Source organism: Cupriavidus sp. GW823-FHT06D04 (assembly GCF_058795055.1).
This window is the reverse complement of sequence record NZ_JBXAHL010000014.1, coordinates 82,764-107,350: the sequence shown is the minus strand read 5'-3', so window position 1 is coordinate 107,350 and position 24,587 is coordinate 82,764. Positions and strand designations below refer to the sequence as shown.

25 protein-coding genes are annotated in these 24,587 nt (G+C 68.1%); 19 read left to right on the top strand and 6 right to left on the bottom strand.

The window, feature by feature from the left end; genetic code table 11:
* Positions 1-4 precede the first annotated feature (4 nt).
* The 15 genes from cyoC to ureG all read left to right on the top strand — a co-directional run bounded on the left by cyoC (position 5) and on the right by ureG (position 13,178).
* Positions 5-649, top strand: a complete 645-nt coding sequence (gene cyoC, locus AC1Q7H_RS18910; RefSeq protein WP_013956034.1) for a cytochrome o ubiquinol oxidase subunit III — start codon at positions 5-7, stop codon at positions 647-649.
* Complete coding sequence (gene cyoD, locus AC1Q7H_RS18905) at positions 649-1,017, top strand: cytochrome o ubiquinol oxidase subunit IV (protein ID WP_013956035.1); 369 nt, start codon at positions 649-651, stop codon at positions 1,015-1,017. Before cyoC ends, cyoD begins: the two co-directional genes overlap by 1 nt.
* Before the next feature lie 353 nt (positions 1,018-1,370).
* Entirely contained in the window at positions 1,371-2,627 is a 1,257-nt protein-coding gene (gene urtA / locus AC1Q7H_RS18900; RefSeq protein WP_013956036.1) for an urea ABC transporter substrate-binding protein, read from the top strand.
* Between the two features lie 147 nt (positions 2,628-2,774).
* Complete coding sequence (urtB, locus tag AC1Q7H_RS18895; RefSeq protein ID WP_228772524.1) at positions 2,775-4,397, top strand: urea ABC transporter permease subunit UrtB; 1,623 nt, start codon at positions 2,775-2,777, stop codon at positions 4,395-4,397.
* The gene (gene urtC, locus AC1Q7H_RS18890) at positions 4,397-5,602 is read left to right on the top strand and encodes an urea ABC transporter permease subunit UrtC (RefSeq protein ID WP_492381549.1); all 1,206 of its coding nucleotides are present in this window, start codon (positions 4,397-4,399) and stop codon (positions 5,600-5,602) included. The genes urtB and urtC overlap by 1 nt, the downstream gene beginning before the upstream one ends.
* On the top strand, positions 5,599-6,447 hold the full coding sequence (urtD, locus tag AC1Q7H_RS18885; protein ID WP_010809104.1) for an urea ABC transporter ATP-binding protein UrtD: 849 nt from the start codon (positions 5,599-5,601) through the stop codon (positions 6,445-6,447). Before urtC ends, urtD begins: the two co-directional genes overlap by 4 nt.
* 2 nt (positions 6,448-6,449) lie before the next feature.
* Positions 6,450-7,142, top strand: a complete 693-nt coding sequence (gene urtE / locus AC1Q7H_RS18880; RefSeq protein ID WP_013956039.1) for an urea ABC transporter ATP-binding subunit UrtE — start codon at positions 6,450-6,452, stop codon at positions 7,140-7,142.
* Positions 7,143-7,265: 123 nt separating this feature from the next.
* Entirely contained in the window at positions 7,266-8,135 is an 870-nt protein-coding gene (locus AC1Q7H_RS18875; protein WP_153955101.1) for an urease accessory protein UreD, read from the top strand.
* Between the two features lie 43 nt (positions 8,136-8,178).
* Positions 8,179-8,481 carry an urease subunit gamma gene (locus AC1Q7H_RS18870; protein ID WP_013956041.1) on the top strand — a complete coding sequence of 101 codons (303 nt, stop codon included), beginning with the start codon at positions 8,179-8,181 and terminating at the stop codon, positions 8,479-8,481.
* Between the two features lie 54 nt (positions 8,482-8,535).
* A complete protein-coding gene (locus AC1Q7H_RS18865) occupies positions 8,536-9,147 on the top strand; it encodes a HupE/UreJ family protein (RefSeq protein ID WP_153955102.1) in 612 nt (203 codons plus the stop codon).
* An 11-nt stretch (positions 9,148-9,158) separates the two neighbouring features.
* Positions 9,159-9,464, top strand: a complete 306-nt coding sequence (locus tag AC1Q7H_RS18860; protein WP_018313224.1) for an urease subunit beta — start codon at positions 9,159-9,161, stop codon at positions 9,462-9,464.
* The gene (gene ureC, locus AC1Q7H_RS18855) at positions 9,461-11,179 is read left to right on the top strand and encodes an urease subunit alpha (RefSeq protein WP_269148705.1); all 1,719 of its coding nucleotides are present in this window, start codon (positions 9,461-9,463) and stop codon (positions 11,177-11,179) included. The genes AC1Q7H_RS18860 and ureC overlap by 4 nt, the downstream gene beginning before the upstream one ends.
* A gap of 29 nt (positions 11,180-11,208) precedes the next feature.
* Positions 11,209-11,832 (top strand): urease accessory protein UreE, encoded by a 624-nt coding sequence (gene ureE / locus AC1Q7H_RS18850; protein WP_153955104.1) that lies wholly within the window; start codon positions 11,209-11,211, stop codon positions 11,830-11,832.
* A gap of 9 nt (positions 11,833-11,841) precedes the next feature.
* Positions 11,842-12,534 carry an urease accessory protein UreF gene (locus AC1Q7H_RS18845; RefSeq protein WP_013956046.1) on the top strand — a complete coding sequence of 231 codons (693 nt, stop codon included), beginning with the start codon at positions 11,842-11,844 and terminating at the stop codon, positions 12,532-12,534.
* Positions 12,535-12,548: 14 nt separating this feature from the next.
* Positions 12,549-13,178, top strand: coding sequence for an urease accessory protein UreG (gene ureG / locus AC1Q7H_RS18840; protein WP_013956047.1), 630 nt, complete (start codon positions 12,549-12,551; stop codon positions 13,176-13,178).
* Here the strand turns inward: ureG and AC1Q7H_RS18835 are convergent.
* Positions 13,175-13,447: a hypothetical protein gene (locus AC1Q7H_RS18835; RefSeq protein ID WP_249221255.1), complete on the bottom strand. Its 273-nt coding sequence runs from the start codon at positions 13,445-13,447 to the stop codon at positions 13,175-13,177. The two genes, ureG and AC1Q7H_RS18835, sit on opposite strands and share 4 nt — an antisense overlap.
* Positions 13,448-13,553: 106 nt before the next feature.
* Here AC1Q7H_RS18835 and AC1Q7H_RS18830 point away from each other — a divergent pair, with 106 nt between their 5' ends.
* A complete protein-coding gene (locus tag AC1Q7H_RS18830; protein WP_492378353.1) occupies positions 13,554-14,099 on the top strand; it encodes a hypothetical protein in 546 nt (181 codons plus the stop codon).
* A gap of 50 nt (positions 14,100-14,149) precedes the next feature.
* Here the strand turns inward: AC1Q7H_RS18830 and AC1Q7H_RS18825 are convergent, their stop codons facing one another.
* Together AC1Q7H_RS18825 and AC1Q7H_RS18820 are read right to left on the bottom strand one after the other, a co-directional pair.
* Entirely contained in the window at positions 14,150-14,842 is a 693-nt protein-coding gene (locus tag AC1Q7H_RS18825; protein ID WP_013956050.1) for a glutathione binding-like protein, read from the bottom strand.
* 157 nt (positions 14,843-14,999) lie between these two features.
* Complete coding sequence (locus AC1Q7H_RS18820) at positions 15,000-16,262, bottom strand: acyl-CoA dehydrogenase family protein (RefSeq protein WP_013956051.1); 1,263 nt, start codon at positions 16,260-16,262, stop codon at positions 15,000-15,002.
* A 189-nt stretch (positions 16,263-16,451) separates the two neighbouring features.
* On the opposite strand from AC1Q7H_RS18820, the gene AC1Q7H_RS18815 reads away from it, so the two are divergent.
* A complete protein-coding gene (locus tag AC1Q7H_RS18815; RefSeq protein ID WP_013956053.1) occupies positions 16,452-17,390 on the top strand; it encodes a LysR family transcriptional regulator in 939 nt (312 codons plus the stop codon).
* 264 nt (positions 17,391-17,654) lie between these two features.
* On the top strand, positions 17,655-18,830 hold the full coding sequence (locus AC1Q7H_RS18810) for a CAP domain-containing protein (RefSeq protein ID WP_153955105.1): 1,176 nt from the start codon (positions 17,655-17,657) through the stop codon (positions 18,828-18,830).
* 27 nt (positions 18,831-18,857) lie between these two features.
* On the opposite strand, the gene AC1Q7H_RS18805 is transcribed toward AC1Q7H_RS18810, so the two are convergent.
* From AC1Q7H_RS18805 to AC1Q7H_RS18795, 3 genes are all read right to left on the bottom strand, one after another.
* A complete protein-coding gene (locus tag AC1Q7H_RS18805) occupies positions 18,858-20,075 on the bottom strand; it encodes a hypothetical protein (RefSeq protein ID WP_211980869.1) in 1,218 nt (405 codons plus the stop codon).
* Positions 20,072-20,710: a sigma-70 family RNA polymerase sigma factor gene (locus AC1Q7H_RS18800; RefSeq protein ID WP_013956057.1), complete on the bottom strand. Its 639-nt coding sequence runs from the start codon at positions 20,708-20,710 to the stop codon at positions 20,072-20,074. Before AC1Q7H_RS18800 ends, AC1Q7H_RS18805 begins: the two co-directional genes overlap by 4 nt.
* 79 nt (positions 20,711-20,789) lie before the next feature.
* Positions 20,790-22,490 (bottom strand): vWA domain-containing protein, encoded by a 1,701-nt coding sequence (locus AC1Q7H_RS18795; protein WP_492381545.1) that lies wholly within the window; start codon positions 22,488-22,490, stop codon positions 20,790-20,792.
* Positions 22,491-22,697: 207 nt separating this feature from the next.
* On the opposite strand from AC1Q7H_RS18795, the gene ggt reads away from it, so the two are divergent.
* Positions 22,698-24,578 carry a gamma-glutamyltransferase gene (gene ggt / locus AC1Q7H_RS18790; protein ID WP_013956059.1) on the top strand — a complete coding sequence of 627 codons (1,881 nt, stop codon included), beginning with the start codon at positions 22,698-22,700 and terminating at the stop codon, positions 24,576-24,578.
* Positions 24,579-24,587: the final 9 nt, after the last annotated feature.

The window sequence follows — 24,587 nt, the reverse complement described above, 5'->3', positions numbered from 1 at the left end:
AACCATGTCGACTCAAGTCCTAGACCGCATCCCCGCGCAGGCAGGCGCCTCGGCTCACGCCGACGCGCACGGCCATGACCATGCGCACCACGATACCAGTGCCAATACGGTGTATGGCTTCTGGATCTACCTGATGAGCGACTGCATCATCTTCGCCGGACTGTTCGCGGCTTTCGCCGTGCTGCGCGGCGAGCTGGCAGGCGGCCCGTCGGCGAAGGAGCTGTTCGAGCTCAACTACGTGCTGGTGGAGACCTTCATCCTGCTGTTCTCCTCGATCACGTACGGCATGGCGATGATCTCGCTGCAGAACCGCAGCCTGAGCCGCGTGCAGGTGTGGCTCGGCGTCACGTTCCTGCTGGGCCTGGCCTTCATGGCGATGGAAATCAACGAGTTCCATCACCTGATCGCCGAAGGTGCCGGCCCGGGCCGCAGCGCGTTCCTGTCGTCATTCTTCACCCTGGTCGGCACCCACGGCCTGCACGTTGCCAGCGGCATGCTGTGGATGATCGTGCTGATGTGGCAACTGTCGAAGAAGGGCATCACCCCGACCCTGACCAAGCGCCTGACCTGCCTGTCGCTGTTCTGGCACTTCCTGGACGTGGTCTGGATCGGCGTGTTTACCGTGGTCTACCTGATGGGACATCTGTGATGGCACAACACAACGCACCGGCGGCGCACGGCGCCCACGACTCGCACGATTCGCACGCGGGCCACGACACCCACGCCAGCTTCAAGTCGTACGCGATCGGCTTCATCCTGGCCGTGATCCTGACCGTGATCCCGTTCAAGCTTGTGATGGACGGCAGCATGGACAAGGGCACCATCCTCTGGATCATCCTCGGCATGGCCGTGGTCCAGATGCTGGTCCACCTGAAGTACTTCCTGCACCTGGACACGTCGTCTGAGCAGCGCAGCAACGTGATCGCGCTGCTGTTCACCGCGCTGATCCTGGTGATCGTGGTGGCGGGTTCGCTGTGGATCATGCACAACCTGAACGCCAACATGATGGTGATGTAAGGACCCAGCGTCCTGGCATCGAAAGCGGGGCCCCGGAAGGGGCCCTTTTTTTTGCCCATGCCAGCCTTGGGGCATGGTGCCCGGCCCTGGTGCGGGGCGCGCAGCGCCTGGCGCCTTTCGCATGCCGCCCGCACGGAATTGCACCGATGCACGGGAGTGGTGCGCGCGCCGCCCGCACTGCCCTGGTGCGGATACGCGATCGCCGGCAGCGGTAGCGCCTGCGCGCCGCGCCAGCAGGCCGTCTGCCGCCGGCGCGGTGGGTATCAGGCCGTTTGCCTCCATGGCACGCTAGTTGCAGAAGCATCACCCGGGGAGCGTAGTCCCTGACCAACACCATAAACGGGAGCTGCAAAATGCAACGACGTGACATGCTGAAGCTGTCGGCGATAGCCGCCGCGGCGATGATCGGTACCAGCCCGCTGGCGCTGGCGCAGTCCAAGGAGCCGATCAAGGTCGGCATCCTGCATTCGCTGTCCGGCACCATGGCCATTTCGGAGACGTCGCTGAAGGACGTGGCCCTGATGACCATTGATGAGATCAACAAGAGCGGCGGCGTGCTGGGACGCAAGCTGGAGCCGGTGGTGGTGGACCCGGCCTCGAACTGGCCGCTGTTCGCGGAAAAGGCGCGCCAGCTGATCACCAAGGACAAGGTCGCAGTGACCTTCGGCTGCTGGACCTCGGTGTCGCGCAAGTCGGTGCTCCCGGTCTATGAGGAACTGAACTCGCTGCTGTTCTACCCGGTGCAGTATGAAGGCGAAGAGATGTCGAAGAACGTCTTCTACACCGGTGCAGCGCCCAACCAGCAGGCGATCCCGGCGGTGGAATACCTGATGAGTAAGGAAGGCGGCGGCGCCAAGCGCTTCTACCTGCTGGGCACGGACTACGTCTACCCGCGCACCACCAACAAGATCCTGCGCGCCTTCCTGAAGAGCAAGGGCGTGGCCGACAAGGACATCGAAGAGGTCTACACCCCGTTCGGCCACAGCGACTACCAGACCATCGTCGCCAATATCAAGAAGTTCTCGCAGGGCGGCAAGACCGCGGTGATCTCCACTATCAACGGCGACTCCAACGTGCCGTTCTACAAGGAGCTGGGCAACGCCGGGCTGAAGGCCAAGGACGTGCCGGTGGTGGCGTTCTCGGTGGGTGAAGAGGAACTGCGCGGCATCGATACCAAGCCGCTGGTGGGCCACCTGGCCGCATGGAACTACTTCATGTCGGTCAAGAACCCCGAGAACGATGCCTTCCGCAAGCAGTGGGCGGCATGGGTCAAGGCCAACAATCTGCCCGGCGGCGACAAACGCGTGACCAACGATCCGATGGAAGCCACCTACGTCGGCATTCACATGTGGGCGCAGGCCGTGAAGAAGGCCGGCACCACCGACACCGACAAGGTGCGCGCCGCCATGTACGGCCAGACCTTCAAGGCACCGGACGGCTTCACCCTGACCATGGGCGAGAACCACCACCTGTACAAGCCGGTGATGATCGGCGAAGTGAAGGGTGATGGCCAGTTCTCGGTGGTGTGGAAGACGCCGAAGGCGGTGCGTGCGCAGCCGTGGAGCCCGTTCATCGCGGGTAATGAAGGCAAGCCGGACAAGGTGATGTAAGCGGACGCCAGTCCGGCCCCTGACGATGGCTTCCTTCTCCCGCAAGGCGGGGGAGGGGAGCGCATCGCCCCCTTTCGCACACCCAGAACAACAAGGCGCTGAAGCGCCGCCACTGCGCCAGCCACTATGCCCAAACTACTTCCGACAATGGCCATGCCATGGCTGCGCGCCTTGCTGGCGGCGCTGCTGCTGGCGGCTGCGCCGTGGGCCGCGGCGCTGACGCAGGCCGACCTGAAGCCGCTGGCCGAAGACGATTTCGATGCCAAGACCGCCGCGCTGGCCGCACTAGCCAAGGCACCCCCGGCGGAAGCCGGCCCGATCCTGAAAGCCTTGCAGGACGACGCGCTGCAATATGCACCATCGGTCGGCATGGTGCGCCAGGACGGCGACAAGACCGTCGATGCCATTACCGGCAAGCCGGTCGCGGTGAAAGCCGACGAACTGGAGTCCCTGACCCTGAACAACAGCCTGCGTGCGCTGGTCGACAGCGCCGCCAGCAGCCTGCTGCTGCAGTCACCCGACATCGCGGTGCGTGCGCAGGCGGTCGCCACGCTGCGCGCCCAGCCGGAAAGCGCCTCGCGCGCCGCGGTCGAAGCCGCGCGCAAGAACGAGGCCGATGCCGGCCTGCGCACCAGCCTGGACGTGATCTGGGCCAACCTGGTGCTGGCCGAGCCGGCCGATCCGGCAGCGCATGACGCGCGGCTTGAAGCCATCCGCATCCTCGGCAGCGACAGCAACCCGCAGAGCCGCCAGAAGCTGGCGCCGCTGGTGGAGCGCGACAGTGCCGGCAACTACCGCGAGCCCGATGCCGACGTGCGCCTGGCCGCGCAGCAGGCGCTGGACACGCTGCGCAGCGACCAGCGCCGCGCCGAGCTGATCGGCAACCTGTTCGCCGGGCTGAGCCTGGGCAGCGTGCTGCTGCTGGCCGCGCTGGGGCTGGCAATTACCTATGGCCTGATCGGCGTCATCAACATGGCGCACGGTGAATTCCTGATGATCGGCGCCTATGCCACCTACGTGGTGCAGTCGCTGTTCCGCGCCTACGCGCCGGGTGCGTTCGACTGGTACCTGCCGGCGGCGCTGCCGGCCTCGTTCCTGGCGGCAGCCGTGGTGGGCTTCGTGCTGGAGCGGCTGGTGCTGCGCCACCTGTACGGCCGCCCGCTGGAAACGCTGCTGGCCACCTTCGGCGTGAGCCTGCTGCTGATGCAGGCAGTGCGCACGCTGTTCGGCGCGCAGAACGTGGAAGTGGCCAACCCGGCGTGGATGAGCGGCGGCATCGAGTGGATGCCGGGCCTGGTGATTCCCTACAACCGCATCGTCATCATCCTGTTCGCGCTGGCGGTGGTGGCGGTGGCGTGGGCGGTGCTGAACCGCACGCGGCTCGGGCTGTTCGTGCGCGCCACCACGCAGAACCGCACCATGGCGGCCTGCGTCGGCGTGCGCACCTGGAAGGTCGACAGCTACGCCTTTGCCTTTGGCGCCGGCATTGCCGGGCTGGGCGGCTGCGCGCTGTCGCAGATCGGCAATGTCGGTCCCGACCTGGGCCAGGCCTACATCATCGATTCCTTCATGGTGGTGGTGCTGGGCGGGGTGGGGCAGCTGGCGGGCACCATCGTCGGCGCTTTCGGGCTGGGCATCATCAACAAGTTCATCGAGCCCTTCTATGGCGCGGTGCTGGCCAAGATCTTTGTCCTGGTGCTGATCGTGCTGTTTATCCAGAAGCGGCCGCAGGGACTTTTCGCGCTCAAGGGGCGCAGCGCGGAGGCATGATGCAGCGATTCCAATCGAATTCTTCCGCTACCCCGTTCCGGCTTGCCGTGCCTGAGCGCCAGGCGCTGTTCTCGCGGCGCGGCTGGATGGCGCTGGCGGCGCTGGCGGTGATCGTCGGCATCGGCGTGCCGGTGTGCGCGCTGGTGTTGCCGGAGGGCCATCCGCTGCACCTGTCGGCCTATGCGCTGACGCTGGTCGGCAAGATCATGTGCTTTGCGCTGGCCGCGATCGCGCTGGACCTGGTGTGGGGCTACTGCGGCATCCTGAGCCTGGGCCACGGGCTGTTCTTCGCGCTGGGCGGCTACGCCATGGGCATGTACCTGATGCGGGCGATCGGGCGCGAGGGCGTGTACAAGAGCGAGCTGCCGGACTTCATGGTGTTTCTCGACTGGAAGGAGCTGCCCTGGTTCTGGCACGGCACAGAGCACCTGGGCTACGCGCTGCTGCTGGTGGTGCTGGTGCCGGGCGTGCTGGCGTGGCTGTTCGGCTTCTTTGCCTTCCGCTCGCGCATCAAGGGCGTGTACCTGTCGATCATCACGCAGGCGATGACGTATGCGGCGATGCTGCTGTTCTTCCGCAACGAGACCGGTTTCGGCGGCAACAACGGCTTCACGGACTTCAAGCGCATTGCCGGCTTTGCGATTGCGGCGCCGCAGACGCGCACGGCGCTGTTCGTGCTGACCTTCCTGGCGCTGCTGGCGGGCTTCATCGCCTGCCGCTACATCGTCACGTCCAAGCTCGGGCGCGTGGTCACCGCAGTGCGCGATGCCGAGATGCGGGTGATGTTCTCCGGCTACAACCCGCTGGGCTACAAGCTGTTCGTGTGGACTTTCTCGGCAGTGCTGTGCGGCATCGCGGGTGCGCTGTATGTGCCGCAGGTGGGCATCATCAACCCTGGCGAGATGTCGCCCGGCAACTCGATCGAGATGGCGGTGTGGGTTGCCGTGGGCGGGCGCGGCACGCTGATCGGGCCGGTGATCGGCGCATTCCTGGTCAATGGCGCCAAGACCCTGTTCACCGCCCACTTCGCCGAATACTGGCTGTTCCTGCTGGGTGCGATGTTCGTGCTGGTGACCTTGTACCTGCCCGATGGCGTGACCGGGCTGTGGAGCCGGCTGCGCGAGCGGCGTGCGGCCGCACCGCCAGCCGCTGCAGACCCTGTTTCCGCGCCTGCCGTGGCAGGCCGCACCGGAGGTGAAGCATGAATGCCGCACTCCAGCACGGCCAGGCCGAAAGCGGCGATGCCACCGGCCTGGGCCGCATCGTCGAGCCTGGCACCATCGATGTCTCGCACGGGCCGATCCTGTACCTGGAAGACCTGACGGTGCAGTTCGACGGCTTCCGCGCGCTGAACAAGCTGACCTTGTCGATCGACCATGGCGAGCTGCGCTGCGTGATCGGCCCCAACGGTGCCGGCAAGACCACGATGATGGATGTCATCACCGGCAAGACCGGGCCGCGCAATGCCAATGTCAGCGGGCGCGTGTTCCTGGGCCAGACCATCGACCTGATGCGGATGACCGAGCCGCGCATCGCGCAGGTGGGCATCGGCCGCAAGTTCCAGAAGCCGACGGTATTCGAGCAGCACGCGGTGTGGGAGAACCTGGAACTGGCGATGAAGGCCGACAAGCGCTGGTGGTCGTCGCTGCGCGCGCGGCTGACGGCAGAGGGGCATCGCCGCATCGAGGAAACGCTGGCGCTGACCGGACTGGAGGCCGAGGCCTACCGGCCCGCCGGGCTGCTGTCGCACGGGCAGAAGCAGCGCCTGGAGATCGGCATGTTGCTGATGCAGCAGCCGCAGCTGCTGTTGCTGGACGAGCCGGTGGCCGGCATGACCGATGAAGAGACCATGCAACTGGCGGCGCTGCTCAACGGCCTGCGCGGCAGCTGCTCGATGATGGTGGTCGAGCACGACATGGAGTTCGTCGCCGCGCTCGCAGGCGATGCCGGCCAGGTCACGGTGCTGGCCGAGGGCAGCGTGCTGGCCGAAGGCACGCTCGACAGCGTCAAGCGCGACGAGCGCGTGATCGAATCCTACCTGGGAAGATAAGCATGCTGCAGGTCAATGCACTGAACCAGTTCTACGGCGGCAGCCATATCCTGCGCAATGTCAGCTTCGACGTGCCCGCCGGCAAGCTGACCACGCTGCTGGGCCGCAATGGCGTGGGCAAGAGCACGCTGCTCAAGTGCCTGATGGGCGTGGTGCCCACGCGCAGCGGCAGCATCCAATGGGAAGGGCAGGCGCTGGAGAAGAAGGCGCCGTATGAACGCGTGTCTGCCGGGCTGGCCTATGTGCCGCAGGGCCGGGAGATCTTCCCGCGGCTGACGGTGGAAGAAAACCTGCTGATCGGCGCCGCCAGCCGGGCGCGGCCGTCCGGCGTGCCGGACCGGATCTACCAGTTGTTCCCGGTGCTGCGCACCATGCGGCTGCGCCGCGGCGGCGACCTGTCCGGCGGCCAGCAGCAGCAACTGGCGATCGGGCGCGCGCTGATGAGCGAGCCGGGCCTGCTGATCCTGGACGAGCCCACCGAGGGCATCCAGCCTTCCATCATCCAGGACATCGGCCGGGCGCTGCGCCTGCTGGTTGACGAGTTCGGCATGACAGTGCTGCTGGTCGAGCAGTACTACGAGTTCGCGCGGCATATTGCCGACCACTACGTGGTGATGAGCCGCGGCGAAGTGGTGGCGCGGGGTGCCGGCGCCAGCATGGAGCAGGACGGCGTGCGGGAGCTGATCGCCGTGTAGGGCGGCTGCGCGGCAGCGCCGGGATTTGTGGGCCATACGCTGCTTCCGCCAAGGCGGACAGCGCGCTATGATTGCTTGCAACTCCCGCCCTTGCGCGCGTCCCCACCGCCGGCTGTCCTTGCCATGCGCCATCCCGATTTTCCTTCCGCCCTCGCCGTGCCCGCCGCATGGCAGGCCACCCTGCGGCTGCGCTTTGCGCAGCGCGGCGAACGCACCGCGCTGACCGAGCGGTGCCACCAGGGGCCGCTGCTGGTGCAGAAGCCTCTGTACCCGGAAGGAGGCATCTGCCATGCGGTGATCCTGCATCCGCCAGCGGGCGTGGCAGGCGGCGACAGCCTGGATATCGACGTGACAGTGGAGGCTGGCGCGCACGCCGTGCTGGCCACGCCGGGCGCCACCAAGTGGTACAAGTCGCTTGGCCGCGAGGCGGCGCAGCATGTGCGCCTGTCGGTGGGCGCAGGCGCGCGGCTGGACTGGCTGCCGCAGGAGAACATCGTCTTCGACGACGCCCGTGCGCGGATTTCGACCGTGCTCGACGTCGCGCCCGGCGGCAGCGCGATCGGCTGGGATGCGGTGGTGCTGGGCCGGCAGGCATCTGGCGAGCAGTGGGCCAGCGGCGCGCTGTGGCTGGATACCCGCATCGGCGCCGGTGAACGCGCGCTGTGGATCGAACAATCGCATCTTGAGGCCGCGTCGCCACTGCGCACCGCGGTGGCCGGGCTCGACGGACTCAATGTGCTGGGCACGCTGTGGGCGGTAGGCGAGGGCGCGACGCAGGAACTGGCCGAAGCGCTGGCCGAACAGCTGCCCTATCGGCCGGAGCTGCGCGCCGGCGTGACCTGCCTGGCCGCCAACGGCCAGTCGATGCTGCTGCTGCGCGTGCTGGGCCGGCAGATGGAAGCCGTGCGCCACGTCATGGTCGACAGCTGGCAGGCGCTGCGCATGCCGATCCACGGTGTCGCGGCGCGGCCGCTGCGGCTGTGGGCCACGTAGGCGGCCAACAGAGACAACCGAACCCAAGAACCAGGAACAAGAGATGGAACTGACGCCGCGAGAGAAAGACAAGCTGCTGATCTTCACCGCCGCGCTGCTGGCCGAGCGGCGCAAGGCACGCGGGCTGAAGCTGAACTACCCGGAAGCGGTGGCGCTGATCACCGCCGCCATCATGGAAGGCGCGCGCGATGGCCGCACCGTGGCCGAGTTGATGCATGAGGGCACCACCGTGCTGAGCCGCGAGGACGTGATGGATGGCGTGGCCGAGATGATCCCCGAGATCCAGGTGGAGGCCACTTTTCCGGACGGCACCAAGCTGGTGACCGTCCACCATCCCATTGTCTGAACATGACCGTTCCCCGATTTTGACCACGATAACAAGACCAACCCGAGAGCCGACATGAACCGTACCGCCTGCCTGCGTCTTGCCCTGGGCACTTCCCTGACCGTTGCCGCCGGCGCCGCCCTGGCACATCCAGGCCACGATGCCGCCACCGTCAGTGCCAGCCTGTGGGCCGGCCTGGCGCACCCCTTCACCGGCGCCGACCATTTGCTGGCGATGGCGGCGGTGGGCGTGTGGAGCGCCTTGATTGCCCGCTCGGCTGCCGATACGCTGCGCCTGCCGCTGGCCTTCGTGGCGCTGATGCTGGTGGGGGCTGCAATCGGCCTGTCCGGTGTGGCGCTGCCCGCAGTCGAACCGATGATCGCGGCCTCATTGCTGGTGATCGGGTTGCTGCTGGCGCTGCGCGCGAAGTTGCCGGCGTGGGCCGGTACGCTGCTGGTCGGCGGCTTTGCCGTGTTCCACGGCTATGCCCACGGGGCCGAACTGCCCGCCACCGCTGGCGCGCTGCCTGCGGTACTCGCATACGTAGGCGGGTTTGCCGCCGCCACCATGGCGCTGCACCTGCTGGGCATCGGCGCCGGCACGCTGTTGCGCCGCCATGCCGGCTGGCTGGCCCGCGCGGCCGGTGCCGGCGTGGCGCTGTACGGCGCCAGCCTGCTGGTGGCCTGAGGAGAATGGTCATGATCCCCGGTGAACTGATGCCCGCCGACGGCGAGATCGAACTGAATGCCGGCCGCGCCACGGTCAGCGTGACGGTGGCCAATACCGGCGACCGGCCGATCCAGGTCGGCTCGCACTTCCATTTCTACGAGACCAACACCGCGCTCGCGTTCGACCGCGAAGCCGCACGCGGCTTCCGGCTGAATATCGCCGCCGGCACCGCGGTGCGCTTCGAGCCCGGCCAGACGCGCACGGTGGAACTGGTGGCACTGGACGGCGACCGCATCGTCTACGGCTTCAACGGCAAGATCATGGGAGCGCTGTGATGGCAAAGATCTCCAGGCAGGCCTATGCCGAGATGTTCGGCCCGACCACCGGCGACCGCCTGCGGCTGGCCGATACCGGGCTTATCATCGAGGTCGAGAAAGACTTCACCATCTATGGCGAGGAAGTGAAGTTCGGCGGCGGCAAGGTGATCCGCGACGGCATGGGGCAGAGCCAGCGCATGGCGAAGGACTGCGTCGACACCGTCATCACCAATGCGCTGATCGTTGACCACTGGGGTATTGTCAAGGCCGATATCGGCCTGAAGGGCGGGCGCATCGCGGCGATCGGCAAGGCCGGCAATCCGGATATCCAGCCGGGCGTGACCATCGTGGTCGGACCGGGCACCGAGGTGATCGCGGGCGAGGGCATGATCGTCACCGCCGGCGGCATCGACAGCCATATCCACTTTATCTGCCCGCAGCAGATCGAAGAGGCGCTGATGAGCGGCGTCACCACCATGATCGGCGGCGGCACCGGGCCGGCCACCGGCACCTTCGCCACCACCGTGACGCCGGGGCCGTGGTATATGGAGCGCATGCTGCAGGCGGCCGATGCCTATCCAATGAATATCGGCCTGCTGGGCAAGGGCAACGCCAGCCAGCAGGGGCCGCTCCTGGAGCAAGTGGAAGCCGGCGCCATCGGCCTGAAACTGCACGAGGACTGGGGCACCACGCCGGCGGCGATCGACACCTGCCTGTCGGTGGCGGACGCGACCGACACCCAGGTGGCGATCCATACCGACACGCTCAACGAAGCCGGCTTTGTCGAGGCCACCATCGCCGCGTTCAAGGGCCGCACCATCCATACGTACCACACCGAAGGCGCGGGCGGCGGCCATGCGCCCGACATCATCAAGGTGTGCGGCGAGGCCAACGTGCTGCCGTCGTCGACCAACCCGACGCGCCCGTACACGGTCAATACGCTGGACGAGCACCTCGACATGCTGATGGTGTGCCACCACCTGGACCCGTCGATTGCCGAGGACATTGCCTTTGCCGAAAGCCGCATCCGCCGCGAAACCATCGCCGCCGAAGACATCCTGCACGACCTGGGCGCGTTCTCGATGATCTCCAGCGACTCGCAGGCCATGGGGCGCGTCGGCGAGGTCATCATCCGCACGTGGCAGACCGCGCACAAGATGGCGCTGCAGCGCGGCAAGCTGCCGGGCGATCCCAACGATGCGCGCGGCGGGCACGACAATTTCCGCGTCAAGCGCTATGTCGCCAAGTACACCATCAACCCGGCGCTGACGCACGGCATCGCCCATGAAGTGGGCTCGGTTGAAGTCGGCAAGTGGGCCGACCTGGTGTTGTGGCGTCCGGCGTTCTTCGGCGTCAAGCCCAGCCTGATCCTGAAGGGCGGCATGATTGCCGCGGCCGCGATGGGCGATCCCAATGCGTCGATCCCGACACCGCAGCCGGTGCACTACCGGCCGATGTTTGCTTCGGCCGGCGGGGCGCTGCACCGTTCGTCGTTGACCTTTGTGTCGCAGGCGGCGCTGGCGGCCGGCATCGGCGAGCGCTACGGGCTGGCCAAGACGCTGTCGGCGGTGCGCGGCACGCGCACGGTAAGCAAGCGCGACATGGTGCACAATGACTGGCAGCCGCATGTCACGGTCGATCCGGAGACCTACCAGGTCGTTGCCGACGGCCAGTTGCTGACCTGCGAGCCCGCCACCGAGCTGCCCATGGCGCAACGCTATTTCCTGTTCTGACTGGCCGGCGCCCGCGCCCCGCATCGCCCATGCTGAAGATCGACAAACTCCTGAGCGCCCCGCACGGCATCGCGCCCGTGCTGGTGCGCCGCGCGCCCAAGCTGATCCTGCCCTTCGCCGAACGCAGCAAGAGCCGCCTGCGCGCGGTGCTCGACAACGGCGACGAAGCCGCGCTGTTCCTGCCGCGCGGCACCGTGCTGCGCGGCGGCGACCTGCTGGTGACTGAAGACGGCAGCTTCGTGGAAGTGCAGGCCGCTACCGAGGCAGTGCTGGAAGTGCGCGCGCAAGACCCGCATGCGCTGATGCGTGCGGCCTATCACCTCGGCAACCGCCATACGCCGGTGGAGATCGGGCGCGACTACCTGCGGCTGGAATACGACCCGGTGCTTGCCGACATGCTGCAGCGCCTGGGCGTGCGCGCCGAGCGTGCCGAGCTGCCGTTCGAGCCGGAGGCGGGGGCCTATGGCGGCGGGCACAAGCATGGGCACGATGCGACGTTTGCGGAGGACTATGCGGCGGCGCAGGCGGTGTTTCATGAGCATCATGGGCACGACCACGGGCATTCGCATGGACCTTCGCACGGACATGGTCATTCCCACGATCACGGTGATCCGCACCATGTCCACGATGAGCATTGCGGACACAAGCATTGATTGCGTGCCATGACCGGCCTGCCCCAACTGATCTCGCTGCTACATCTGGCATCGCCATCCCTGCCGATCGGCGGCTTCAGCTATTCACAAGGACTGGAAGCTGCGATCGATTGTGGCAGCGTGCACGATGCGCCGAGCGCCGAACGCTGGATTCGCGACAACCTGCTGCATGTGCAGGCGCAATGCGAAGCGCCACTGTGGCTGCTGCTGCATCGTCACTGGCTGGCCGGCGACGCTGGGCAAGTACGGACGTGGAACGACTGGTTCCGCGCCACGCGCGAGACTTCCGAGTTGCGGCTTGAGACCGAGCAGATGGGCTGGTCGCTGTCCAGGCTGATTGCGCAGATGGAGTGGGGCGCGCCGGTGCTACGCGAGACGCTGGCGGCGCTGTCACCGGTCTGCCTGCCGACGGCGTTCACTGCGGCATGCGTGGCGCTTCAGGTCGAGGCGCGCGATGGCCTCGCCGCCTACTGCTTTAACTGGGCCGAGAACCAGGTCGCCGCGGCGATCAAGGCGGTGCCGCTGGGCCAGGTGGCGGGGCAGCACATGCTGCGGCGCCTGCACGGCGCGGTGCTCGACACGGTCGATGAAGCCGCGCGCCGCGCCGAAGCCACGCCGCCGCAACTCTCCACCTTTTCCCCGATGCTGGGCCTGCTTTCCGCGCGCCACGAAACGCAGTACTCCCGGCTGTTCCGATCCTGAACTCATACCGCACCATGACCCAGGCCCGTACCAAGAAGAACCCTCCGCTGCGCGTCGGCGTCGGCGGCCCGGTTGGCTCCGGCAAGACCACGCTGCTGGAGATGCTGTGCAAGGCGATGCGCGACCGCTATGACCTGGTCGCCATCACCAACGACATCTACACCAAGGAAGACCAGCGCCTCCTGACGATCTCCGGCGCGCTGCCGGCGGAACGCATCATGGGCGTGGAAACGGGCGGCTGTCCGCACACCGCGATCCGCGAAGACGCCTCGATCAACCTGGAGGCGGTGGACCGCATGCTGGCGCGCTTCCCGGATGCTGACGTGGTCTTCATCGAGTCCGGCGGCGACAACCTCGCCGCCACCTTCAGTCCAGAACTTTCTGATTTGACGATCTACGTCATCGACGTAGCCGGCGGTGAGAAGATTCCGAGAAAGGGTGGGCCGGGCATCACCAAGTCCGACTTGCTGGTGATCAACAAGACGGACCTGGCGCCATACGTCGGGGCATCGCTGGAAGTGATGGAGAGCGATGCACGCAAGATGCGCGGCGCCCGGCCGTTCGTGATGGGCAGCGTCAAGTCCGGGCAGGGCCTGGACGAGGTGATCCGCTTTATCGAACGGCAGGGCATGCTGGGCGTCTAGTCTTTGTTGTCGCCCTTGGCATCGGATGCGGCGCTGGGGGTGTGAGTCAGCGACGGGCGGAAGCTGCCCTTGCCCGCCAGCGCCCGTGCCACCGCGGCCATCAGGTTCAGCTCGGGCTCGGTCAGCTCCGCCATATGGCGCACGGTGGCCTCGATCGCCGCGCGCTGGCGGTTGCCGAAGGGCGCGCGCGATTGTTCCACCTGCAGCTGGCTGGCGTCTTCTTTCTCTGCGCAGGCGAGACCCAGGCTGAATTTGCCGCGGACCGCCATGAATGGTGGGGCTGCCTGCGCGGGGGCCTGCGGCTGTGGTCGCCCGGGCGCGGCTGCCTGCTGCTGGGCGGCGGCGAGCTATTTTGCGCCGGCGCCAGGCGTGCCGATGCAGGTGCAGGCAATGGTCGACACCATCCTGGTGCGCACCGTGCCGCAAGGGCCTGCCGATGCCTCGCGGCCGGTGGCGCTGCCTGCGGGCGGATGGCACTGCGCGCTGGGCGGCATTGCCGCGGTCGAGGCCAATGGCGCAGAGGGGATGGCCGGCATGCACGTATTGCCAGCCGAGGTGGTGCGGGCACAGGACCCGCAGCCGGAGCAGGGCATGCGGCCGGAGTTCATCCGGCTCGACCAGTCAGGCGAAGACTGGGCGCAGCGGCTGCAGGCGCGCGGGCTGCGCTGGGCGCTGTGCTACCGCGGCGCCATCGGCCTGCACTGGCATGGCGCGCTGGTGCGGGCCGGCGGGGACATGGCCTTCCTGCAGCCCGGCACGCTCTACGCGCCGGACCCGCACGAGTCATGCCGGCTGTTGCCGGGCACCGGCCTGCTGTGCTGCTTCGGACCGGGCGATGACGCGGACCTTGGCGTTGCGGCCCGCGGCGGCCGGCGCGCGGACGGATATGCCGTTGCGTGCCACGCGCTGGCGCCGGCCTGATGCCAGGCGAGGCAGCCGGGGCCAGGGTCCCGGCTGCTGCAATACCAGGCTCAGTGCCGCTTGTATTGCGTGGCGCCGAACAGCACCTCGCGTGCCTTGTCGTCCTGCAGCGCCTTGCGCGCGCTGGCCAGCACCTCCACGCCGCGCTTGACCGCGGGGCGCTCTGCGATCTCGTTGAACCAGCGCTTCAGGTGCGGGTAGTCGTCCAGGTCCACGCCCTGGTTCTGCCAGCTGCGCAGCCACGGGAAGGTGGCGATGTCGGCGATGGTGTACTGCTCGCCGGCCAGGTAGGCGTGCTTTGACAACTGCGTGTCGATCACTCCGTACAGGCGCCTGGCCTCGTTGGTGTAGCGGTTGACCGCGTACTCGATCTTCTCGGGCGCGTACATGCGGAAGTGGTGCGCCTGGCCCAGCATCGGGCCCACGCCGCCCATCTGGAACATCAGCCACTGCAGCGCCTCGTACTTGCCGCGCACGTCCTCGGGCAGGAACTTGCCGGTCTTGCCGGCCAGGTAGAGCAGGATGGCGCCCGATTCGAACAGCGAGATCGGCTTGCCGTCCGGGCCGTCGGGGTCGACGATGGCGGGGATCTTGTTGTTGGGGCTGATCTTCAGGAAGTCCTCGCCGAACTGGTCGCCGGCGCCGATATTGATCGGATGGACCTTGTACTCCAGGCCGCATTCTTCCAGCATGATGTGGACTTTGTGGCCGTTGGGCGTGGCCCAGGTGTAGACGTCGATCATCGCAAAAGATCTCCTGGCTGCGATCGTTGGGGATGGCCACATCAACCACTGACGTGGCGAACCGGGCGATTTAAGCACAGAAGAAAAAAACGCGCAGACTGGCTGCGCGTTTTCCATACTGCCGGCAGGGCCGAAGCCCCGCGGCGTTGCCAGGCGGTCAGAACCCGCGTGCCACCGGCATCCTGATGTCGTCCGGGTTCAGATTCATGTGCTTGGCCAGCTCCAGCTTGGCGATGGCGTTGCGGTGCACCTCGTCCGGGCCGTCGGCCAGGCGCAGCGTGCGCTGGTGCGCCCACCAGTTGGCCAGCGGGAAGTCGCTGGAGACGCCGGCGGCGCCATGGACCTGGATGGCCCAGTCGATCACCTTCAGCGCCACGTTCGGGGCGATCACCTTGATCATGGCGATCTCGGCCTTGGCCACCTTGTTGCCCACGGTGTCCATCATGTACGCTGCCTTGAGCGTCAACAGGCGCGCCATCTCGATCTCGCAGCGGGCTTCGGCGATGCGTTCCTGCGTCACGCCCTGGCTGGACACCGGCTTGCCGAAGGCCACGCGCGACAGCGCGCGCTTGCACATCAGTTCCAGCGCGCGCTCGGCCACGCCGATGCTGCGCATGCAGTGGTGGATGCGGCCCGGGCCCAGGCGGCCCTGCGCGATCTCGAAGCCGCGGCCTTCGCCCAGCAGGATGTTCGAAGCCGGCACGCGCACGTTCTTCAGCTCGATCTCCATATGGCCGTGCGGCGCGTCGTCGTAGCCGAACACCGGCAGGAAGCGCTTGATGGTGATGCCCGCGGTATCGGCCGGCACCACGATCATCGACTGCTGCTCATGGCGGCCGGCGTCGGGATTGGTCTTGCCCATCACGATGTAGACCTTGCAGCGCGGGTCGCCTGCGCCCGACGACCACCACTTGGTGCCGTTGATCACGTAGTGGTCACCGTCGCGCTCGATGCGGCATTCGATATTGGTCGCGTCCGACGAGGCCACGGCCGGCTCGGTCATCAGGAAGGCCGAGCGGATCTCGCCGGCCAGCAGCGGCTCGAGCCACTTGTCCTTCAGTTCCTCGGAGGCATAGCGCTCCAGCGTCTCCATGTTGCCGGTGTCGGGGGCCGCGCAGTTGAAGACCTCGGCCGACCAGGGCACCCGGCCCATGATTTCGCACAGCGTGGCGTACTCCAGGTTCGACAGGCCTTGCGGCGCACGCGGCGAGCGCGGCAGGAACAGGTTCCACAGCCCGGCTGCACGCGCCAGCGGCTTCAGTTCCTCGATCACCTTGGTCGGTACCCAGGCGTTGCCCGCGCGGCGATTGGCGTCGATTTCCTCCGCGAAACGCTTTTCGTTCGGGTAGATGTGCTGGTCGAAGAAGGCCAGCAGCTTGGCCTGCATTTCCTTGACCTTCGGGCTGTATTCGAAATCCATGTGGTCTCCTCGCTACGGAATCAGTGGACGCCGGGGTGGGTGGCGGCGCCTCGTTGGCCTCGGCAGGCCCCGGCATCAGTGCGGCATGGGCCGATGGAATGCACTCTATCTGAAAGCCGGTAATAAGAAAAATGAATTTTCTGGATTTGCCAGTATCAATTCCCTGCATTCCGTGCCAGAATCTTCGGCATGCAGCTCTCCCGCATCGACCTGAATCTCTTCGTGGTGTTCGACGCCATCTACAGCGAAGGCAGCATCACCGCGGCCGCGCGCCAGCTCAACCTGACGCAGCCCGCGGTCAGCCATGCGCTGGGCCGGATGCGCACGCTGTTCGACGACCCGCTGTTCGAGCGGCGCGGGCAGGGCATGGCGCCCACGCCGCTGGCGCGCTCGCTCGCCGCCGAGGTGCGCAGCGCGCTGCAATCGTTCGCGCGCACGCTGCAGGATACGCCGCACTTCGATCCCACCAATACCGTGCGGCGTTTCACCATCGGCATGCGCGACGCGCTGGAATCCACGCTGCTGCCGCCGCTGATGGCGCGTGTCACGGCAATGGCGCCGCAGGTGGAGATCGCCGCGATCCGCTTCGACCGCCGCGAGATGGAGTCCGAGTTGCTGGCCGGCACGCTGGACGCCGCGCTGGACATCTTGCTGCCGGTCTCGCCCGCCATCCACCACGCGCCGTTCATGGCCGATCCGATGGTGGTGCTGGCGCGGCGCGACCATCCGCTGGTGAAGAAGGAACTGACGCTTGAGCGCTACCTGGCGGCCGAGCATGTGCACGTGTCGTCGCGCCGCCGCGGCGCCGGGCTGGAAGACCAGGCCCTGCACCGCATGGGCCTGACGCGGCGCGTGCGCCTGCGTTGCCAGCACTATGCGGCCGCGTGCCGCGTGGTCAGCTGCACCGACCTGCTGGCCACGCTGCCGCTGCGCTATGCGCGCATCGCCAATGAGCCCTATGCCAACCGCCTGCTGTCGCTGCCGTTCAAGGTGCCGTCGCTGGAACTGCACCTGTACTGGCATGCGGGCGGCGAAAACGACGGTGCCAACCGCTGGCTGCGCGAGCAGCTGATGGCCGTGATGGCCGCGCTCGGCACCGGCATGGCCGACGTGGCTGCCGCCAGCTAAGTGCGCCCGCGCCCGCATGGCTGGCACCGCAAGCACCCCGCGCGGCGCCCCGGTGCGGCGCGCGCGGGTCACACGTAAGGAATTGTTCATGGGCTAGACCCTCCCGGTCCGCGCCCATACCATCGTCCGGTCTTTCTGCCCCCGGCGCCGCCGCCGCGAGCCCGTGTCCACACGGTGCTGGCGATGGTTGCCGCGCCGGCTGTCCGCGCCTGCGGATCCCCCGGGGCAGGTTCCTTCCTCCGATGACCACGACGATTCAGAACGATGACCGGGAAACGCTTGCTTGCTGATCACCAACCCATGCCTCCGCGACGCGCGCGGCGCACCACGCTCGCCCTGACCACCTTTTGCGCCGCTGCGGCGCTGGCACTGTCCGCATGTGGCGGCGGTGGTGGCGATGGGGGCGATGGGGGCGGCGGCGGTACTTCGTCGAACGCATCGCAAGCGAACGGGCAGGCCAGCGCGCCGTCCGGCTCGGGCTCGACCACGCCATCCACCGCAGGTGCCTGCTATACCGTCAGCGGCACGGCGCCGGCACCCGCGGCGGGCGGCGGCGTCTCGCTGCTGCCGGCGCGCGGCAGTGCGGTCAGCAATTACCGCGTGCTGGAAGAGCCGCGCACCGCCGGCCTGTGCTACGCCAACTATCGGCGCGAGCAGGTGGGCCTGCCGCCGCTGGCGGCACGCGATCCGCTCAATACCGTGGCGCAGAACCACACTGCCTACATGCTGGCCAACGCCACGCTGACGCACGACGAGACCAGCGGCAAGCCGGGCTATACCGGCGCCACGCCCAACGAGCGCATCCAGGCCGCCTATCCGACCAATGCCACCGCGGAAGTCGTGGCCGGTGCCAACCGCTGGACTTCGGTTGCCAATGCGCAGCTGTCGATGTCGCCCAAGGACGCGCTGGTGTCGGACCTGGTCAACGCGCCGTTCCACCGCGCCGCGCTGCTGGGCAGCTACGGCTCGGCCGGCAGCGGCTTTGCCGAGCGCGTGGGCCCGGACGGCAGCGGCACCTCGGCCAGCTACTACCAGACCATCGACCTGGCCGATGCATCGAAGGGCGGCAGCGACAACCAGATGGTGGCCTACCCGTACAACGGTCAGGCCGACGTGCCGGCCAGCTGGGTCAACTCGGAAAGCCCCAATCCCGCGCCGGGCTACGAGGGCAAGACCGTGGGCTATCCGGTATCGCTGCAGGCCATCAACACCTCGCTGCAGTTCGATGCCGACAACTTCGTCATCACCGACGCGCAAGGCAACAATGTCAGCTGCCTCAAGGTTGACAGCCGTTCGTCGGGCCTCTCCAGCGCGGCACGCGGCCTGGCGATCTGCACGCCGGTGGCGCCGCTGGCCAGCCAGCAGCGCTACAGCGTGCGGGTCACCGGCCGGCTGGGTTCGCAGCCCGTGGACCTGAGCTGGTCGTTCACCACGCGCTGACCAGCACTCGCCAACGCACCGGCGCGCTCATTGCGGCGCGCCGTGGCGCAGTTCGATGCGCACCTGGCCCGGGGCCAGCGTGCGGTCGGCCTGCACGGCAAATGGCACCGGCGGGCGTTGTGCCGCCGGCATCGACTGCCAGAGCCGTCCTGCCCATTCCCTGATTGCCTCACTGTCCGGTTCGGCCGCCAGCAGCGTGACCGATGCCGCCGCCGGCATGCGCGCAGCCGTGGCGGCGGGGTCGTCCTGGATGGACACGACCATGCTGGATGCGGTGTGCGCGGCGGGGGCGCGTGCGGCCGCCATCGGCGGCGCCGCCTTGCGGGCGAAGTCTGCCTGCGGCGCGGCCGCCGGCGGTGCCGCGGGTGCCGGCATTGCCGGCTGCGGGACTGCCTCTGCCATGGCCGGATACGCGGGAGCGGCCGGTGCGGCGGCCACAGCCGGCGCCTGGGCGGATAAGCTTTCGGTCGCCTGCGGCGGTGCTTGCGTGGCGGCCTCGCGTGGCGCCGTGCCCCGGGCCGTTGCCGGCGCGCGGCTGAGCTGCCCGGCGTGCGCCGGGGCAGGCCGCTCTTCCCGCCGCGCGGCCGGGGCAGCTTTCGGGGCTGGCGGCGGGTTTGCCGGCGCGGCGGTCCCAGACTCCGCCGCAGCTTGTGGTGCGGGCGCTGCTGCCATCTCTGCGGCGGGTGCCGCGGCCGGGGCGGACACCTGTTCAGGCGCCGATGCCGGCAGCAGTGCGCCGTCATCGATCTGCCGCAGTACGATGCTGGTGGTCAGCCCGGCCACCGCCGCGACGCTGGCCACGAGCCCCAGCGAGCGCCACCAGCGCCGCGCGCGCGCGGCGCGCGCAGCCATGGACTGCGCTGTGGTCCGTGTTGCCCGTGCTGGTGTTGCCGCCTCCGCCGCCTGTGCCTGCAGCCATGCGCTGGCAGCGGCACCGACCGGGGCACCCAGAATCTCCGCTGCGGGCTCGCCTGACGCCACGCGCGCAAGCAGCGCATCGCGTCGCGCAGCCTGCGCCGCCTGCAGGCGCGCGGCTTCTTCCAACACCGCCGTGGCAAGCGTTGGCGGCGCGGCGAAGGGCAAGGCCGCCGCGCCGGCCCGCAGGCGATCCGCTTCCTGTTGTGCCGCACGTGCGGCCGCGTGCACCGACTCCGCCAGCGCAGCGGACGACGCGTAAGCGGGCAGCTCCCGCAGCAGTGCCGAAAGCCGGTCCTTGCCGTCGATAAATCGGTCGGCCGCGTTCACGACGGCGTCTCCTGCGAGCCCGGCACGCTGCCGGCCAGGTCTGCGCGCAGGCGCGCAAACGCATAGCGCAGCCGGCTCTTCACCGTCTCGAACTTCTCGCCGAGCATCTGCGCAATCTCTTCGACGCTCATGTCGCTGAAGAAGCGCAGCACCACCACCTCGCGCTGGGCGACGGGCAACTGCAGCAGCGCGCGATGCACGTGGTGCGCGTGCTGGCGCAACTGCAGCTCCGCTTCCGGCGACAGGTCGTCGGCCGGCATCTCCGCTGGCTGGTCGTCCAGGGCTTCGCGCTGGCGCGCATCGGCGCTGCGCACCTGGTCGAGCCAGGTATTGCGCGCGATCTGGAACAGGAAGGTGCGGAACGCCGCGTCCGGCTGGTAGTCGCCGCAGCGGGTCATCAGCTTGACCCAGGTCTTCTGCGCGATGTCTTCCGCTTCGCCGCGGTTGCCCTGGCACAGCCAGGCCACGTAGTTGTAGAGGCCGGCGTTATGGCGGCGGAACAGCTCGGTGACGGGCTGCTCGATGATGCCGCCCGCCACCAGCAGCATCAGGTCATGGTCGGGCAGCGCCGACAGCGCTGCGCCGGGCGTGGCGGCTGTGGGCGCGGCGGAAGGGACGGGGTCGGGTGCCTGCATGCGCCCGAGTATAGGAGAGCGCAAGGCGGCGCGACAGTCTGCCGCGCCGCCTTGCGCCGGCTCGCGGCCCGGGCTGGTGTCAGCGTGCCGCATGCTCGGCCGGCCCGCCGCTGCTGGCGCCGGTCGGACTGGCCGTGCCCAGGCTCTGTGCCAGGTCCACCAGCTTGAGGAACTCGCCCCGATAGCCAAAGCGGTCGGTGCCGCGGGCGCCCTGGGCCAGCGCGCGGGCATCTGCGTAGCGCCAGTCGCCGGTGAACTTGCCGCCGCGCAGCACCTGGCCGAAACCGGCCACCGCCGCGGCAAAGCGGAAGTCGTCATCGCCTTGCGCCAGCGGGCGGATGGCCTGCCGCGCGACGGTGATGTCCATCAACTGGCTGGTGCTGGCGGCGGGCAGCTTGTAGCGCAGCTTGATGTGCGCCAGTTCGCCGTCGCGCCCCGGCACGGGTGCGGCCAGCTGGTAGCGCAGCGGATCGACCAGCCCGGGCTGGCCGGCCAGCGTCAGCTCATACAGCGCCGTCACGGTGTGGCCCGCGCCGATATCGCCGGCATCGACCTTGTCGTTGTTGAAGTCCTCGCGCGCCAGCATGCGGTTCTCGTAGCCGATCAGGCGATACTCCTTCACCGTTGCCGGATTGAATTCCACCTGGATCTTCACGTCGCGCGCGATGGTGGCCAGCGTCGAGCTGATCTCGCTGACCAGCACCTTGTTGCCTTCCATCAGGTTGTCGATATACGAATAGGCGCCGTCGCCGGCATCGGCCAGCTGCTCCATCAGCTGCTCGTTGTAGTTGCCGGTGCCGAAGCCGAGCGTGGACAGCGACACGCCGGACTTGCGCTTCTCTTCCACCATGCTCTTGAGCTGCCGGAAGTCGGTCACGCCCACGTTGAAGTCGCCGTCGGTGGCCAGCAGCACGCGGTTGATGCCGCCGGCGATAAAGCTCTGTTGCGCGGCCTGGTAGGCCAGCGCGATGCCACTGGCGCCGGCGGTGCTGCCCCCGGCCACGAGCTGGTCGACGGCGGCGCTGATGGCGGTCTTGTCGCTGCCCGGCGTGGGCGGCAGCGCCACGCGCGTGCCGCTGGCATAGGTGACCAGCGTGATGCGGTCCTGCGGGCGCAGCTTGTTCACCAGCAGCGTCAGCGAAGACTTCAGCAGCGGCAGCTTGTCCGGCGAGTTCATCGAACCCGATACATCCACCAGGAATACCAGGTTGGCAGGCGGCAACGCGCCGCTGGCCATGTCCTTGCCCTTGATGCCGATGCGCAGCAGCACATTGGCCGGGTGCCAGGGCGCGGGCGCCAGCGCGGCATGCACGGCGAACGGGCGACCGTCGGCGGGCTGGGCATAGTCATAGGGGAAGTAGTTCAGCAGTTCTTCCACGCGCACCGCATCGGCCGGCGGCACGCGCCCGGCATTGAGCATGCGGCGCATATTGCTGTAGCTACCGGTATCGACATCGATGCTGAAGGTGGATACCGGCGCCTGCGCCACCAGCCTGACGCCGTTTTCCTCGATGACGCCGTAGCGTTCGCGCTCGGCCGGCGCAGGCGGCGGCAGGTGGTAGGGCATGGCCAGCGCGGCGCGCGGGGCGACGGCATGCAATTCCATGGCGGGCGTTGCCTGGCCAGCCTTGGCGGCCTGGTCGTGCGTGGGCGCCGGCGCTGCGGGTGGCGGCACAGGCTGTGCCACTTCCTGGGGAAGCGACGGCGAATGCCCGCCGCAGGCCGACAGCGCCAGTGCGGCAGCAAGACTGGAAATGACGGCCGGTGCGCGAAGTTGCATGTTTTTCTCCTGAGCGGCCGCGGGGCGGGTTCCCGGTCATGACGGCCTGTCGATGAAACGGCGCAGATTAGCGATCGGGGTTAAACCGGGAGAATTTTTTGCTGCGCCTTCATGTGGCCCCCGCATGTGGCGGCAGTCAGACTTTCTTGCCCCAGAATGCGCCGATCGCCACTACAATCGTTTGATCCTTCCCCCAGGAGATATCGCATGGCTCACCCTGACCTCTCTTCGATGGCGTGGCGCGGCGCGCTGGCCCTTGCCCTGACGGCGCTGCTCGGTGCTTGTGGTACCCAGGGCGGAGGGACCGCCACGCCGGCCGCGCCTGCCGCCCCGACCGCGACCACGCCACCGGCCGCCATGCCGCCGGCACCGGAAGTGTCGTCCGGCTATCGCCCCGGCATGTCCACGGCCTACGCGCAGCGCCATATGGCGGCCGCGGCCAACCCGCTCGCGAGCGAGGCCGGGCGCGCCATCCTGCGCCAGGGCGGCTCGGCCATCGATGCCGCCATCGCGATGCAGGCCGTGCTGACGCTGGTCGAGCCGCAGGCCACCGGCATCGGCGGCGGCGCCTTCATCATGTACTGGGATGGCAAGAACGTTCAGGCCTTCGACGGCCGCGAGACCGCCCCTGCCGGCGCCACCGAAAACCTGTTCCTGCGTTCCGACGGCAAGCCCATGGAGTTCAGCGAGGCCCAGATTGGCGGACGCTCCGTCGGCACGCCCGGCGTGATGCGCGCGCTGGAAATGGCGCACCGGAAGCACGGCCGCCTGCCCTGGGCCAAGCTGTTCCAGCCCGCCATCGACCTGGCGGAGAAGGGCTTCCCGATCTCGGAGCGGCTGTACACGCAAGTGGCGGCCGACAAGTTCCTGGCCAATTCGCCGGAGATGGCCGCGTACTTCCTGGATGCACAGGGCAAGCCCAAGCCGGCCGGCACGGTGCTGAAGAACCCGAAGCTGGCGCAGACCCTGCGCGATGTCGCCCGGCGCGGTGCCGGCGTGCTCTACAGCGGACCGATCGCGCGCGATATCGTCGCCAAGGTGAACGATGGCAGCAATGCCGGCTCGCTGTCGCTGGCTGACCTGGGCAGCTACCGGGCCAAGCAGCGCGTGCCGGTCTGCACCGACTACAAGCGCTGGAAGATCTGCGGCATGCCGCCGCCGTCGTCGGGCGGCATCGCCATCGCGCAGATCCTGGGCACGCTGCAGGCGCTCGAAACCAAGAATCCCAAGTACGCGCTGGCCGCGCTCAAGCCACAGGGCGTGAACACGCCGGCGGTGATGGAGGCCAATCCCGACGCGGTCCACGCGATCTCCGAAGCTGACCGCCTGGCCTATGCCGACCGTGGCCTGTACGTGGCCGATACCGACTTCGTGCCGGTCAACGTGACCGGCCTGGTCAGCCCGTCCTACCTTGCCACGCGCGCGGAGCTGATCGGCGACAAGAGCATGGGCAAGGCCCAGCCAGGGGTGCCGCCGGGCACGGCGATGGCTTACGCGCCCGACCGTTCGCCGCCGCGCGTTTCCACCTCGCAGATCGTTGCGGTCGATGACCGCGGCGGGGCGATTTCGATGACCACCACGATCGAGTCGTACTTCGGCTCGCATCTGATGGTGCGCGGTTTCATGCTGAACAACCAGCTGACCGACTTCTCCTTCGTGCCGAGCGAGAACGGCAAGCCGGTGGCCAACCGCGTGGAGCCGGGCAAGCGCCCGCGCTCGTCGATGGCGCCGACGCTGGTGTTCGACCGCGAGAGCGGCCAGCTGGTCGCCACGGTCGGTTCGCCGGGCGGCTCGCAGATCATCGAGTACGTGTCCAAGACCCTGGTCGGCATGCTGGACTGGAACATGGACGTGCAGGCCGCCATCGGCATGGGCAACTTCGGCAGCCGCAACGGCCCGACCGAGGTGGAGAAGGGGCTGGTGTCGCCGGGCCTGGTGCAGGCACTGCAGCAGCGCGGCCACCAGGTGGCCGAGATCGAGATGACCAGCGGCACGCAGGCCATCATGCGCAAGCAGGGGCCTGACGGCAAGGCGGTGTGGGCGGGTGGTGCGGACCCGCGGCGGGAAGGGGTGGCGCTGGGGGATTGAGCGCCGCGC

What these genes read in the sequence shown, in the direction of transcription:
- AC1Q7H_RS18875 (WP_153955101.1), top strand. Translation starts at nt 7,266, where the DNA reads ATGCGCCATCCCGATTTTCCTTCCGCCCTCGCCGTGCCCGCCGCATGG.
- AC1Q7H_RS18810 (WP_153955105.1), top strand. Translation starts at nt 17,655, where the DNA reads ATGACCGGGAAACGCTTGCTTGCTGATCACCAACCCATGCCTCCGCGA.
- urtC (WP_492381549.1), top strand. Translation starts at nt 4,397, where the DNA reads ATGCAGCGATTCCAATCGAATTCTTCCGCTACCCCGTTCCGGCTTGCC.
- urtA (WP_013956036.1), top strand. Translation starts at nt 1,371, where the DNA reads ATGCAACGACGTGACATGCTGAAGCTGTCGGCGATAGCCGCCGCGGCG.
- AC1Q7H_RS18865 (WP_153955102.1), top strand. Translation starts at nt 8,536, where the DNA reads ATGAACCGTACCGCCTGCCTGCGTCTTGCCCTGGGCACTTCCCTGACC.
- AC1Q7H_RS18830 (WP_492378353.1), top strand. Translation starts at nt 13,554, where the DNA reads ATGCAGGTGCAGGCAATGGTCGACACCATCCTGGTGCGCACCGTGCCG.
- cyoC (WP_013956034.1), top strand. Translation starts at nt 5, where the DNA reads ATGTCGACTCAAGTCCTAGACCGCATCCCCGCGCAGGCAGGCGCCTCG.
- AC1Q7H_RS18860 (WP_018313224.1), top strand. Translation starts at nt 9,159, where the DNA reads ATGATCCCCGGTGAACTGATGCCCGCCGACGGCGAGATCGAACTGAAT.
- ureE (WP_153955104.1), top strand. Translation starts at nt 11,209, where the DNA reads ATGCTGAAGATCGACAAACTCCTGAGCGCCCCGCACGGCATCGCGCCC.
- AC1Q7H_RS18800 (WP_013956057.1), bottom strand. Translation starts at nt 20,710, where the DNA reads ATGCAGGCACCCGACCCCGTCCCTTCCGCCGCGCCCACAGCCGCCACG.
- AC1Q7H_RS18820 (WP_013956051.1), bottom strand. Translation starts at nt 16,262, where the DNA reads ATGGATTTCGAATACAGCCCGAAGGTCAAGGAAATGCAGGCCAAGCTG.
- urtE (WP_013956039.1), top strand. Translation starts at nt 6,450, where the DNA reads ATGCTGCAGGTCAATGCACTGAACCAGTTCTACGGCGGCAGCCATATC.
- urtB (WP_228772524.1), top strand. Translation starts at nt 2,775, where the DNA reads ATGGCCATGCCATGGCTGCGCGCCTTGCTGGCGGCGCTGCTGCTGGCG.
- urtD (WP_010809104.1), top strand. Translation starts at nt 5,599, where the DNA reads ATGAATGCCGCACTCCAGCACGGCCAGGCCGAAAGCGGCGATGCCACC.
- AC1Q7H_RS18825 (WP_013956050.1), bottom strand. Translation starts at nt 14,842, where the DNA reads ATGATCGACGTCTACACCTGGGCCACGCCCAACGGCCACAAAGTCCAC.
- cyoD (WP_013956035.1), top strand. Translation starts at nt 649, where the DNA reads ATGGCACAACACAACGCACCGGCGGCGCACGGCGCCCACGACTCGCAC.
- AC1Q7H_RS18845 (WP_013956046.1), top strand. Translation starts at nt 11,842, where the DNA reads ATGACCGGCCTGCCCCAACTGATCTCGCTGCTACATCTGGCATCGCCA.
- AC1Q7H_RS18870 (WP_013956041.1), top strand. Translation starts at nt 8,179, where the DNA reads ATGGAACTGACGCCGCGAGAGAAAGACAAGCTGCTGATCTTCACCGCC.
- ggt (WP_013956059.1), top strand. Translation starts at nt 22,698, where the DNA reads ATGGCTCACCCTGACCTCTCTTCGATGGCGTGGCGCGGCGCGCTGGCC.
- AC1Q7H_RS18815 (WP_013956053.1), top strand. Translation starts at nt 16,452, where the DNA reads ATGCAGCTCTCCCGCATCGACCTGAATCTCTTCGTGGTGTTCGACGCC.
- AC1Q7H_RS18795 (WP_492381545.1), bottom strand. Translation starts at nt 22,490, where the DNA reads ATGCAACTTCGCGCACCGGCCGTCATTTCCAGTCTTGCTGCCGCACTG.
- ureG (WP_013956047.1), top strand. Translation starts at nt 12,549, where the DNA reads ATGACCCAGGCCCGTACCAAGAAGAACCCTCCGCTGCGCGTCGGCGTC.
- AC1Q7H_RS18835 (WP_249221255.1), bottom strand. Translation starts at nt 13,447, where the DNA reads ATGGCGGTCCGCGGCAAATTCAGCCTGGGTCTCGCCTGCGCAGAGAAA.